We start from the raw sequence: 11,655 nt of genomic DNA, 5'->3' as shown, positions 1-11,655 counted from the left end.
CTTCCCGTGTGCGGAAGTATTGAGCCTGAAGGGAAGCATGTAGCACTGGCGTCAATGCGGATCAAGACCCCGGTCTATTTCATGCGCCGCGAAGGGCAGTTTCTCAAGGCAGACTTGACCAATCAGAGCAGCAAGCACCTGGCTGAACATGGATTCGGGAATGGCGTGAGCATGACGCAGTCTGCGAATGGCCGTTGGATAAGCTATTTGGGAGTGCGTGCTGGCGGCACTAGAATGCAGTATTGGCTGTTTGACCGGCAGACCGATTCCATTCGCCTGGTCTACGAGCATCCCACTTTTGGAGCACGTGCCCCTTCGTTCTCACCTGACAGCAAATACCTCGTCATCGGTGTATCGACAGATCCGCGCCGGCCAGACGCTGAAGGTGGACTCTTCCTTTTCGATGCTGCGACATTGCGGCGGACAAAGTTAAAACTGCCGGTTTCGATTCCGGAAAAGGAGATAGGGACTTCGACCATGTGGTCGGAAGACGGTTCTGAGTTGTTGATCCTGGTGCGCAGCATGCTTCATAACGGATATGAAGTCCCTATCGAGTACCTCTCTTATCGGCCTGCGTCGAAATCATTGGAAAAGGTCGCAGGCAGGTTCGAATCGCAAAGCGCGCGCCGTGCGTTCTTGCGAAACGGTAAGGAGATTCCCCTTTTCGAAGATTTGCTTCCTCGCTCTGCGCGCGCGCCAAAGTCGGAAGACTCCCCGGGAGGAACGTGGCACGCGTTTGTCGAAAACAAGGCTGGTTCAGAACAGTATGTGCTCAAGATTCGAAACCGAAATGGCATGACCAAGACGGTTGCCGGCATAGGCGTCGCCTATTGCGGACACATGCTCATATCCGGGTGGCTGGATGAAGACCATCTCGTCATCAGGCATCGCTTCGATCAACACCTCGTATATGAAGCGAGCAGCGGCAAGATGGCGGAGCTTCCAGGGGAGTTGAAAACGTCCGAGAGCTTTACCTGGTAGCGTGCGGGCCGCGCTTATTTTGTACCGGGCGAGCTGCCTTTCGCGCAATCGTACGCGCCTGATTTTATCGCCCCACTAGAATTATCGCTTTTATAACTTTGTGAGAGTTGGTATGAAACTTGGAATGCAAAAAGCAGTGGCTGCGAGCGTCGTAATGATGGTGATGGCCGGCGCCTACGCGCAGGAAGACGCTGTTGGCGAGGTAGAAGTGACCGATAAACTGATCAGCGTCAGTGGTAGCGGGCATCAGCGCACATTCCCATGCGACGGCCGCAAGCTGGAAGTCGTCGGCTCTGGCCACATTGTGACGACTACCGGGGTTTGCGGAGCGGTCGAGATTCTGGGAGTTGGCAATACCGTGACTGTCGAAGTAAAGCCCAAAGGCCGCCTGGAAATCACCGGAACAGACCATACGGTGCGCTGGAAATCGGAAGGCAAGATTGCGCAATCCGTTACTGGGACGGGGCACAGCGTTACCCGCATCAAGTAACCAGGTCTGAGTTCCGGCGATTGGCTGCGAATTAGCGCGCGACTTTGCGCGAGTTCGTCGCCAGCGCCAGGTCGGCGGCCAGTCGATTATGGCGTTCGATCGTCAATGGCAAGTCAATGGTTTGCAGGATGCTGTCCTTCACCACGACTTTGCCGTTGATGATGCTGTAGCTGACGTTTGCCGGCGTGCAGAAAACCAGCGCCGCGACTGGATCATGCAAGGCGCCGGCAAAGCCGATCTGGTCCAGCTTGAACGTGACGATGTCGGCGGACATGCCGGGCTTGAGTGCACCGATGTCGTCGCGGTTCAGTACTTTTGCGCCGCCTAGCGTTGCCAGCTCCAGCGCCTGGCGTGCTGTCATCGCGTCTGGACCAAAGCCGACACGCTGCAGCAGCATGGCCTGCCGCACTTCGCCCAGCATGTGGGCACCATCATTGGACGCGGAGCCGTCAACGCCCAGGCCGACCGGAACGCCTGCGTCGACCATCTTGCGGACTGGCGCAATGCCAGATGCCAGTCGCATGTTCGAGCAAGGGCAGTGTGCGACACCTGTGCCGGTACGCGCGAACATGTAGACGCCGTCCTCATCGAGCTGCACGCAGTGGGCGTGCCACACGTCGTGGCCCACCCAGTCGCAGTCCTCTGCGTATTCAGCTGGCGTCATATTGAACTTCTCGCGGCTGTAGGCGATGTCGTTGACGTTCTCCGCCAGGTGGGTGTGCAACGATACGCCATGGCTGCGTGCGAGTGCGGCAGCTTCTTTCATCAGGTCGCGCGAGACGGAGAATGGAGAGCAGGGCGCGACGACGATGCGCTGCATGGCGTGGCGTTCTGCGTCGTGATATGTCTCGATCAGGCGCTGGGTGTCGCGCAGGATCGCTTTTTCATCTTCAACCACGCAGTCCGGCGGCAGGCCGCCTTTCGACTGGCCAACACTCATGGAGCCCCGGGCAGCGTGGAAGCGCATGCCGATCTTGCTTGCGGCTTCGATGCTGTCGTCGAGCCTGCAATCGTTCGGGTAGATGTACAGGTGGTCGCTGCTGGTGGTGCAGCCGGAGAGGATCAGTTCAGACATGGCTGTCAGCGTCGACACGTGCACCATCTCTGCATCCAGGTTGGCCCAGATCGGGTACAGGTTGGTCAGCCAGTTGAATAATTCGCCGTTCTGCGCGGTGGGGATGACGCGCGTCAGGCTTTGGTACATGTGATGGTGGGTGTTGACCAAACCTGGCATCACCACGTGGCCGGCAGCGTCAATGACTTCGTCGGCCGATTGGGGCAGCTCGGCCGTCGGCCCGACTTGTTCAATGACGTTGTCGCGCACGAAGATGGCGCCGTTGTCAATCTCGCGGCGCTGTTCGTCCATCGTGACAACCACGCGCGCATTTTTGATCAGGAGAGTTTTGCTCATTCAGTTCTTCTCGAAATGATTAAACACTGCGGAAACAATGCGCGCGGCAATGCGGAAACAATGTCAGGGAAAGGATCGGTCCTGTTACCTGCAAGTGCAGGACCGGGGAAGTTTAGCCGACTTTTGGAATCAGCATAGGCTGCGGCACATCGTCTTCCTCATCCTCGTCGTGTTCGGCGACCGGGCGATCCGGCAGCACCAGGTTCAGCACCACGGCGACAATGGCAGCGGTGGAGATGCCCGAGCCGAAGATTTCGTGCACGAAGGCCGGCAGTTTGGCTAGCAGTTCCGGACGGACCGATACGGCCAGGCCGCAGCCCACGGATACCGCGATCAGCAGGCCGGTACGCTTATCGTGTTCGACGGACAGCATCTGTACCCCGGCCGCAATGATCATCGCGAACATCATCAGGCCCGCACCGCCCAGCACTGGTTGCGGAATCGTTACGACAATCGCGCCAAGTACCGGGAACAGGCCGGCAGCCGCCAGGAACACTCCGGTCAGCGCCACCACGTAGCGGCTTGCCACGCCAGTCAGCGAAATAACGCCAACGTTTTGCGCAAAGGTCGAAACCGGCGGCGCGCCCAGTACCGATACGAAGGCCGAACCCAGGCCGTCGCACAGCACGCCCCGGCACAGCAACTTGCCTTTCATCTTGGTGTTGGTGGCGGAGCCCAGCGCCATGAAGGTGCCGGTGGTTTCCACGATGGTCACCACGTACGCCAGTGCCATGGCCAGGATGCCGCTGGGTGGGAAAGTCATGCCGAAGTACAGCGGCTGCGGAAGGGCGAACACCGAGGCCTTCTGCACGGCCACGAAATTCACCAGGCCCATTCCCAGGCAAACGCAATAACCGATCGCAATGCCAATCACCACGGCGGAGGCGGAGATGATGCCTTTGCCGAATTGGACCAGTGCGATCACGGTGGCCAGTACGAACAGTGCGATGCCAAGATTCATCGGGTCACCATAGTTCGCACCTGCGTTCTTGCCGCCGGCTGACCAGTCGACTGCAACGGGGACCAGCGAAAGGCCGATCATGGTCACGACCACCGCCGTCACCTGGTGCGGGAACAGCTTGCGGATCTGGGGCATGAAGAAGCTGCCAAGGATCATGATTGCGGAGCCGGCCAGCGATGAACCAAGGATGCCGGGTACGCCATGTTCCAGGCCGACGCTGATGGCGGCGCCGACGAAGGCGAAACTGGTGCCCATTACGCAGGGCAGGCGGATGCCGACGCGGCCCACGCCGATACATTGGATGGTGGTGACGATGCCTGAACCCAGCAGGGCGGCGTTAACCAGTGCTACTACCTGGTCGGCGGGCAGTTTCAGGACTGCGCCGACTACCAGGGGAACGGCGATGATGCCGCCCAGGGCCGCCAGCATGTGCTGGGCTGCCAGCAGGGCGGTAGTAATTGGTGGTGGACGGTCGTCCACCTGGTATAGCAGGTTGTTCATGGTGTCTCCGTTACAGGATTTTGTCTGAACTACTTTTTCCGGTGCTATCCGGCATGCCGCGGCGGGTCAGGTCAGGGGCGGCTTATCGGCCGCGCCCCTGCATGAATTTAAAAATGGTATTCCGCGCGGATCATCGGCGTTTTTGCCGTGCTGCCGGGGATATTATGCGGATTACCGAATTTGTTGCGCCAGTATTGGTATTCCAGGCCGACTTTGAAGGTGTTCGGCTTGGCGCCCAGGTGGCCGCTCAGGTCATACATCACCTGCGCGTCGATGTTCACCTCCGGCGAAGTCTGGCCGCCGAATTCATCCTCGCCTTTGCTGCCGATCCAGTTGGCATAGCCCTCGAAGCTGAAACCGGAACCGAGCGGGATGCCCCAGGCGGCATTCAGCATGGCGTGCGTGTCGTATTTGTAGCGCTTGGCGATGCCTAGCGGCTGGTTGCTTTCCCACATGCCGAGCAGGCTCACATTCAGGAAACCCGGCACGTCCAGCATCAGGGTAGGGCCGGCCACGATCATGCGCTTGCGTGAGTTGTAGCTGTCGTCGTTCTTGGTATTCCAGTCGAAGCCCGCCGTGATGCCCATGCTGCGTACCGGGCCGAATTTGAAATCCCTGCCGCTTACTTTGCCCAGGTCCAGGGTGTGACGGTACAACAGGTAGGCTTCGTGCGCGTTGTTGTCTTTGCCGTCGGAACGCAGGAAGTCAAGATTCATGTAGTTGCCGCCGAATTTGTAGCCGTCGACGTAGGTCCAGTTCAGGATCTGCTTGTTGATGTCGTTCGGGTTGTACGGCTCTGCGAACTTGCTGCCGTAGCGATAGCCGACGGAGGTGTCGCTCCAGTCGGCGGCGTTGGCTTGCTGTGTGCCCATTGTGAGGGCCAGGACAGCGATGGTGCCGGCTGCCGCTACGCGTAATGCTTGCTGCATGGTGTCTCCTGTATTTTTTGATATGGAGTCCCGATTATGTCCGTGCACGTCATGGTTGATATTCACCACCGTGTATATATCGCAATGGCCTGCCGTATATGATTTTCTTCATTCACAAGAGGAGACCATATGGGCAAACTGAGTACACACGTCCTGGATATCACGCAGGGCAAACCTGGCGCGGGCGTAAAAGTTGAACTTTTCCGTGTTGAGGGCAACACAAAAGTGTTGTTGAAGACCGACACCACCAACCAGGACGGGCGCTGTGAAGCGCCTTTGCTGACTGGGGGCGAGGTCGTGGCGGGAAAATACGAGCTGGTTTTTGCTGCCGGCGACTACTTTGCTGCGCAAGGCGTGGCGCTGCCGGAGCCGCGCTTTGTCGATGAAGTGGTCATCGCTTTCGGCATTGCCGACGCTGATGCGAACTACCACGTGCCAATCGTGGTGTCGCCCTGGGCATATTCGACATACCGCGGCAGCTAGGAAGGCGTCATGACTACTTTGAAAGCTTTTCGCGCCAGCATCCTTCATTTCACGGCTGATCCGGCATTCCACACCGGCGCACATGCGTGGCATGAGGATGGCCTGCTGGTGATTAACGACGGCCACGTGCTTGCGGCCGGCGATTACGCGCTGCTGAAGGATACGCTGCCGCCGGATACGCAGGTGCGCGATTACCGCGGCAAGATCATCATGCCGGGCTTTATCGACACCCATATCCACTACCCTCAGACGGACATGATTGCCTCGCCGGCGCCTGGCCTGCTGCCTTGGCTCGATACCTATACTTTCCCCACCGAGCGCCAGTTCAATGATCAGGCGCATGCGGGTGAAGTAGCCGACTTCTTCGTCAGGGAACTACTGCGCTGCGGTACTACCACGGCAATGGTGTACTGCACCGTGCACCCGGAATCGGTGGATGCCTTCTTCGATGCAGCAGAGGCGCGCAACCTGCGCATGGCGGCGGGTAAGGTGATGATGGATCGCCATTGTCCCGGCTTCCTGCAGGATACGGCGGAAACCGGTGCGCGTGAGAGTGAGGAACTGATTCACCGCTGGCATAACAAGGGCCGCAATATGTACGCCCTCACGCCGCGCTTCGCACCGACTTCCACCGAAGAGCAGATGTATATGTGCGGTGAATTGGCGCGCGCCTATCCCGACACCTATGTACAGACGCACGTGGCGGAAAATACGGACGAGGTGGCGTGGGTGAAGTCCTTGTTCCCGGAAGCGCGCAGCTACCTGGACGTGTACGATAAATACGGCCTGCTGCGCCCGCGCTCCATGTACGCGCACTGCATCTGGCTGGACAACGAAGACCGTGCACGCATGGCTGCCACCGGCGCTGCCGTGTCGATGTGCGCCACTTCCAACCTGTTCCTGGGTAGCGGGCTGTTCGATTTCGCGGCGGCGGACCTGCATAAGGTTGCACTGTCCCTGGCGACCGACGTCGGCGGCGGCACGTCGTTCTCCATGCTGCAGACCATGAATGAGACCTATAAAGTCGCGCGTATGGGCGGCACCTATCTGCCGGCGCTGCGCATGTTCTACATGGCGACGCTGGGCGGCGCGCGCAGCATGCAGCTGGACGGCAAGGTGGGCAATTTCACGGCCGGTGCCGAAGCGGATTTCATCGTGCTCGATCCGAAGGCGACGCCATTACTGGAGCGCCGCACCACGCGCTGCGACAGCCTCGATGAGCTGATGTTTGCCCTGGCCTTGCTGGGCGATGACCGCGCTATCGCGGCGACCTATGCGGCCGGCGTGCAAGTACATCAGCGCGGTGAGTGACAGAACGAAGCCCTTGACGTGAGTGAATCGGGTCGGACCCTTGGGTCACCCTGCATTGCCGGGGGTATGCACATCGGAACCCGGTAAACCTGGGTCAGACCCAAGGGTCAGACCCAAAAGCGAAAAAAGACGCCGGTTGGAGGACCGGCGTTAAAAGAGAAAGTCTGTACTTTGAAGCTTATTGGGGCCAGATTTCGGCCAGGCGCAGCAGGTTGGTGCTGCCAGGCTGGCCAAACGGCGTTCCTGCTGCGATGGCGATCTGGTCGCCAGCCTTCACAAATCCTTCACGCAGCGCGGTCCGGCATGCCGCCGCCACCATTTCATCCACGCTGTTCACGTCCTGGCTCACGGTGCTGTGCACGCCCCATGCCAATGCCAGGCGGCGCGCCGTCTCCAGCTTGGGCGTAATGCTGACGATCGGCGCCATCGGACGCTCGCGTGCCGTGCGCAGGCTGCTATGACCGGAGGTGGTGTAGGCCACCATGGCTTTTGCACCCATGATGCGCGCCGCGTCGCGCATGGCGGCGCTGATGGCGTCGCCCTTGTTTGGCAGGGGCGCCTGGTGCTGGGCCTCAATCATGGCCGGGTACAGCGGATCGCGCTCAACTTCGGAGATGATGCGGTCCATGATCGATACCGCCTGCACCGGATAGGCCCCGCTGGCAGATTCGGCCGACAGCATGACCGCGTCGGCGCCTTCGTACACGGCATTGGCGACGTCGGAAGCCTCGGCGCGGGTCGGCACCGGTGCGCTGACCATCGATTCCAGCATCTGGGTGGCGACGACAACCGGCTTGCCGTGTTTGCGGCACAGGCGCACGATGCGCTTCTGTACGCCGGGCACGCGCTCCGGCGGCAGCTCGACGCCGAGGTCGCCGCGCGCCACCATGATCGCATCGGACACGCTGACAATCTCTTCCAGCCGGTCCAGGGCTGCCGGCTTTTCCAGCTTGGACAGCACGCCGGCACGGCCTTGCACCAGTTCCTTGGCCTGCACCACGTCTTCCGGCAGCTGCACGAAGGACAGAGCGATCCAATCGACGCCCAGGCCAAGCGCGAACTCCAGGTCAGCCTTGTCCTTGGCAGTCAGTGCAGGGATGGGCAGCACGGCATCGGGCACGTTGACGCCCTTGCGGTCGGACAGCACGCCGCCGTTCACCACGCGGGTGCGAATGACCTCCGCATCGCTGGCCAGCACTTCCAGCCGGATGCGGCCATCGTCCAGCAGCAGCGATTGGCCGGCATTGACGGCTGCGAACAGCTCAGGGTGCGGCAAGCGCACGCGCGAGTTGCTGCCCAGCGCCGGCGCCTGGTCCAGCTGGAACTCCGCACCGGCTTCCAGCGTCACCTTGCCGCCGTCGAACTGGCCGATGCGCAGTTTGGGGCCTTGCAGGTCGGCCAGGATGGCGATCGGGCGGCCCAGTTCCTTTTCGATGGCGCGCACGATAGCGTGGCGGGCCTGGTGGTCGGCATGGCTGCCGTGGCTGAAGTTGAAGCGGAAAACGTCGGCCCCTGCCTCGAACAGCGCCTTGATGGTGCCGTATTCGCTGCTTGCAGGGCCGAGGGTTGCTACGATTTTTGCTTTGCGTTCACGACGCATATCGGTGTCTCTCTCTATTCTCAAAAATTCAAAGAATCAGGATGGCGCGGAAGTCGTTCACGTTGGTGCGTGTCGGTCCGCTGACCACCAGGTCGTCCAGGGCGCTGAAGAAGCTGTAGGCGTCATTGTTGGCCAGCAGGTGTTTGCCGCTGACCCCCTTTGCTTCGGCGCGTACCAGCGAGTCCGGCGCATAGACGGCCCCTGCGTTGTCTTCGGAACCGTCGATGCCGTCGGTATCGCAGGCGATTGCATGCACTCCGGAGGCGCTTTCCATGGCCAGCGCGAAGCTGAGCAGGAATTCCACGTTGCGGCCGCCGCGCCCGCTGCCGTGCACGGTCACCGTGGTTTCACCGCCGGACAGGATCACGCATGGCCGCTGGAAGGGCTGGCCGCGCGTCAGCACCTGGCGCGCCAGGGCAGCGTGCATCAAACCTATGTCGCGCGCTTCGCCCTCGATGCCGTCGGACAGTATGTATGGTGCCAGGCCTGCTTCGCGGGCCTTCTCGGCCGCCGCCTCCAGCGCGTGCTGCGCAGTGGCGATGATGTGGTGGCTATGGCCGTCGAAACGTGTATCGCCTGGCTTCGGCGTTTCGCTGGCATCCGATTGAAGGTGCGCCAGCACGCTTTTCGGAATCTCGATCCGGTACTTGCACAGGATTGACAACGCTTCCTGGCTGGTGCTGGCGTCGGGCAGGGTAGGGCCGCTGGCAATCACGCGCGGATCGTCGCCCGGCACGTCGGAGACCAGCAGCGTGACGACGCGTGCCTTGCCGCAAGCCAGTGCCAGGCGGCCGCCTTTGATGGCGGAAAGATGCTTGCGCACACAGTTCATTTCGCCGATGGTGGCGCCGCTTTTCAAAAGCGCCTTGTTCAGGGCCTGCTTCTCGGCCAGCGAGATGCCTTCTGCCGGCAGCGCCAGCAAGGCCGAGCCGCCGCCGGAAATCAGGCACAGGACCAGGTCATTCTCGCTCAGGCCCTGCACCATTTCCAACATGCGGGCAGCGGCTTTCTGGCCCGCGTCATCCGGCACGGGATGGGATGCTTCCACCACTTCGATATGCTGCGTGTCCGCACCATGGCCATAGCGGGTGACCACCAGCCCGGACAACGGGCCTTGCCAGCTACGTTCCACCGCTTGCGCCATGGCTGCCGCACCCTTGCCGGCGCCGACCACCAGGGTCCTGCCATTGGCGGGCGGCGGCGGCAGGTAGTCCTGCACCAGGTTGCGCGGGTGGACCGCAGCAATTGCTGCGTGATACAGGTCGAGCAGGAGCTCGCGTGGGGCTGGTGCGGACGTCATATCAGGCCTGCGAAATGCGGTGGTTGGACATCAGTTCGATGGCCTGGCACAGCGCGGAGTGATCGAGACCGGACAAACCGTTGGCGGCGCAGGCGTTCATCAGTTCCTGCGTGGCCGAGGTGTTTGGCAGCGATACGCCCAGCGCCTTGGCGCCTTGCAGGGCCAGGTTCAAATCCTTCTGGTGCAGTGAGATGCGGAAGCCCGGATTGAAGGTGCGCTTGACCATGCGCTCTCCGTGCACTTCGAGGATGCGCGAGGAAGCGAAACCGCCCATCAGGGCTTCACGCACCTTCGCAGGATCGGCGCCGGCTTTGGAGGCAAACAGCAGCGCTTCGGCCACGGCCTGGATGTTCAGCGCCACGATGATCTGGTTGGCGACCTTGGTGGTCTGGCCATCGCCGTTGCCGCCAACCAGGGTGATGTTCTTGCCCATCAGGTCGAACAGCGGCTTGACGGTGTCGAAGGCTTCCTGCGGGCCGCCGACCATGATGGTCAGCGAGGCCGCTTTGGCGCCCACTTCACCGCCGGACACCGGAGCGTCCAGGTAAGCGCAGCTCTTCTTGTTGATCTTCCTGGCGAATTCCTTGGTGGCGATCGGCGAGATGGAGCTCATGTCGACCACGATCTTGCCGGCGCTCAGTCCCGCGGCAATGCCGTCTTCAGAGAACAGTACCTCTTCCACCTGCGGCGTATCGGGCACCATCAGGAAGATGATGTCGGCACGCTTTGCCGCTTCCATCGCCGAGGTGCAGACGGTGGCGCCAGCTTCAACCAGGTTGGCAGGCGGGTTCTTCACGTCGTGCAGGTACAGTTTGTGGCCGGCTGCCTGCAGGTGTCCTGCCATAGGGCCGCCCATGATGCCGAGGCCAATGAATCCGAGTTTTTGCATAATGTGTCTCCTTTAGTTTAAGCAGTCAATTCTTCGCGCCAGCCAAGGCCTGCTTCGGTGCCGGACTTTGGCTTGTATTCGCAGCCCACCCAGCCTTCGTAGCCGGCTTCGTCGAGGAAGTTGAGCAGGAAGCGGTAATTGATCTCGCCGCTGCCGGGCTCGAAACGGCCCGGGTTGTCGGCCAGCTGCACGTGCTTGATGACGGACAGGTGGTTCTTGATCGTGTTGGCCAGTTCGCCCTCCATGCGCTGCATGTGGTAGATGTCATACTGCAGGAACAGGTTGTCAGAACCCACCGACTCGATCAGCTCCAGGCCCTGGCGGGTACCCGACAGGAAGAAGCCAGGGATGTCGAAAGTGTTGATTGGCTCGATCAGCAGCGGAATGCCGGCCTTTTTCAACGCGGTCGCTGCGAATTTCAGGTTGCTGACCAGGGTGGCGCGGGCGTCGGAATCGGCCACGCCTTGCGGCTTGATGCCGGCCAGGCAATTGATGCGCTGGGTGCCCAGCACGCTGGCATAGGCGAGGGCAGTTTCCACACCCTGCTCGAATTCGGGAATGCGGTTCGGGTGGCAGGCGATGCCGCGCTCGCCACCGGCCCAATTACCGGCAGGGAGGTTGTGCAGCACCATGTCCAGCTTGTGCTTTTCCAGCTGCTCGTGCACTTGCTGCGGTTCGAATTCATAAGGGAACAGGAACTCCACGCCCTTGAAGCCGTTGCGCGCGGCGGCGCCGAAGCGATCCAGGAAAGGCTGCTCGTTGAACAGCATGGTCAGGTTGGCGGCGAATTTTGGCATTG

The 11,655-nt window shown here is 61.0% G+C and carries 11 protein-coding genes; 4 read left to right on the top strand and 7 right to left on the bottom strand.

Annotation, left to right across the window (positions count from 1 at the left end):
* Positions 1-54: 54 nt before the first annotated feature.
* Positions 55-981 carry a hypothetical protein gene (locus ASD07_RS02220; protein ID WP_055924500.1) on the top strand — a complete coding sequence of 309 codons (927 nt, stop codon included), beginning with the start codon at positions 55-57 and terminating at the stop codon, positions 979-981.
* A gap of 124 nt (positions 982-1,105) precedes the next feature.
* Entirely contained in the window at positions 1,106-1,471 is a 366-nt protein-coding gene (locus ASD07_RS02215) for a DUF3060 domain-containing protein (RefSeq protein WP_055924496.1), read from the top strand.
* A 31-nt stretch (positions 1,472-1,502) separates the two neighbouring features.
* Here the strand turns inward: ASD07_RS02215 and ASD07_RS02210 are convergent, their stop codons facing one another.
* The 3 genes from ASD07_RS02210 to ASD07_RS02200 all read right to left on the bottom strand — a co-directional run bounded on the left by ASD07_RS02210 (position 1,503) and on the right by ASD07_RS02200 (position 5,273).
* Positions 1,503-2,882: an 8-oxoguanine deaminase gene (locus ASD07_RS02210; RefSeq protein ID WP_055924493.1), complete on the bottom strand. Its 1,380-nt coding sequence runs from the start codon at positions 2,880-2,882 to the stop codon at positions 1,503-1,505.
* Between the two features lie 112 nt (positions 2,883-2,994).
* The gene (locus ASD07_RS02205) at positions 2,995-4,344 is read right to left on the bottom strand and encodes a uracil-xanthine permease family protein (protein WP_055924490.1); all 1,350 of its coding nucleotides are present in this window, start codon (positions 4,342-4,344) and stop codon (positions 2,995-2,997) included.
* Between the two features lie 107 nt (positions 4,345-4,451).
* On the bottom strand, positions 4,452-5,273 hold the full coding sequence (locus ASD07_RS02200; protein WP_055924487.1) for a hypothetical protein: 822 nt from the start codon (positions 5,271-5,273) through the stop codon (positions 4,452-4,454).
* 129 nt (positions 5,274-5,402) lie between these two features.
* Here ASD07_RS02200 and uraH point away from each other — a divergent pair, with 129 nt between their 5' ends.
* Entirely contained in the window at positions 5,403-5,756 is a 354-nt protein-coding gene (uraH, locus tag ASD07_RS02195; RefSeq protein ID WP_055924484.1) for a hydroxyisourate hydrolase, read from the top strand.
* A gap of 9 nt (positions 5,757-5,765) precedes the next feature.
* On the top strand, positions 5,766-7,067 hold the full coding sequence (gene guaD, locus ASD07_RS02190; protein ID WP_055924481.1) for a guanine deaminase: 1,302 nt from the start codon (positions 5,766-5,768) through the stop codon (positions 7,065-7,067).
* A 178-nt stretch (positions 7,068-7,245) separates the two neighbouring features.
* On the opposite strand, the gene pyk is transcribed toward guaD, so the two are convergent.
* Genes pyk through hyi form a run of 4 tightly spaced genes read right to left on the bottom strand, consistent with a single transcriptional unit; the run spans position 7,246 to position 11,653 of the window.
* Positions 7,246-8,667 (bottom strand): pyruvate kinase, encoded by a 1,422-nt coding sequence (pyk, locus tag ASD07_RS02185; RefSeq protein ID WP_055924478.1) that lies wholly within the window; start codon positions 8,665-8,667, stop codon positions 7,246-7,248.
* A gap of 28 nt (positions 8,668-8,695) precedes the next feature.
* Positions 8,696-9,967: a glycerate kinase gene (locus ASD07_RS02180; RefSeq protein ID WP_055924475.1), complete on the bottom strand. Its 1,272-nt coding sequence runs from the start codon at positions 9,965-9,967 to the stop codon at positions 8,696-8,698.
* A gap of 1 nt (position 9,968) precedes the next feature.
* Entirely contained in the window at positions 9,969-10,856 is an 888-nt protein-coding gene (gene glxR, locus ASD07_RS02175) for a 2-hydroxy-3-oxopropionate reductase (RefSeq protein WP_055924472.1), read from the bottom strand.
* 17 nt (positions 10,857-10,873) lie between these two features.
* Complete coding sequence (gene hyi / locus ASD07_RS02170) at positions 10,874-11,653, bottom strand: hydroxypyruvate isomerase (protein ID WP_055924469.1); 780 nt, start codon at positions 11,651-11,653, stop codon at positions 10,874-10,876.
* Positions 11,654-11,655: the final 2 nt, after the last annotated feature.

Origin of the sequence: Duganella sp. Root336D2 (assembly GCF_001425005.1) — a bacterium.
In the GTDB taxonomy this organism is placed as follows: domain Bacteria; phylum Pseudomonadota; class Gammaproteobacteria; order Burkholderiales; family Burkholderiaceae_D; genus Rugamonas.
This window is presented reverse-complemented; position numbering and strand designations above follow the sequence as displayed.

Bases quoted from the DNA above. Each gene is read 5' to 3' on its own strand.
- ASD07_RS02220 (WP_055924500.1), top strand. From the start codon at position 55: ATGCGGATCAAGACCCCGGTCTATTTCATGCGCCGCGAAGGGCAGTTT.
- ASD07_RS02215 (WP_055924496.1), top strand. From the start codon at position 1,106: ATGCAAAAAGCAGTGGCTGCGAGCGTCGTAATGATGGTGATGGCCGGC.
- ASD07_RS02210 (WP_055924493.1), bottom strand. From the start codon at position 2,882: ATGAGCAAAACTCTCCTGATCAAAAATGCGCGCGTGGTTGTCACGATG.
- ASD07_RS02205 (WP_055924490.1), bottom strand. From the start codon at position 4,344: ATGAACAACCTGCTATACCAGGTGGACGACCGTCCACCACCAATTACT.
- ASD07_RS02200 (WP_055924487.1), bottom strand. From the start codon at position 5,273: ATGCAGCAAGCATTACGCGTAGCGGCAGCCGGCACCATCGCTGTCCTG.
- uraH (WP_055924484.1), top strand. From the start codon at position 5,403: ATGGGCAAACTGAGTACACACGTCCTGGATATCACGCAGGGCAAACCT.
- guaD (WP_055924481.1), top strand. From the start codon at position 5,766: ATGACTACTTTGAAAGCTTTTCGCGCCAGCATCCTTCATTTCACGGCT.
- pyk (WP_055924478.1), bottom strand. From the start codon at position 8,667: ATGCGTCGTGAACGCAAAGCAAAAATCGTAGCAACCCTCGGCCCTGCA.
- ASD07_RS02180 (WP_055924475.1), bottom strand. From the start codon at position 9,967: ATGACGTCCGCACCAGCCCCACGCGAGCTCCTGCTCGACCTGTATCAC.
- glxR (WP_055924472.1), bottom strand. From the start codon at position 10,856: ATGCAAAAACTCGGATTCATTGGCCTCGGCATCATGGGCGGCCCTATG.
- hyi (WP_055924469.1), bottom strand. From the start codon at position 11,653: ATGCCAAAATTCGCCGCCAACCTGACCATGCTGTTCAACGAGCAGCCT.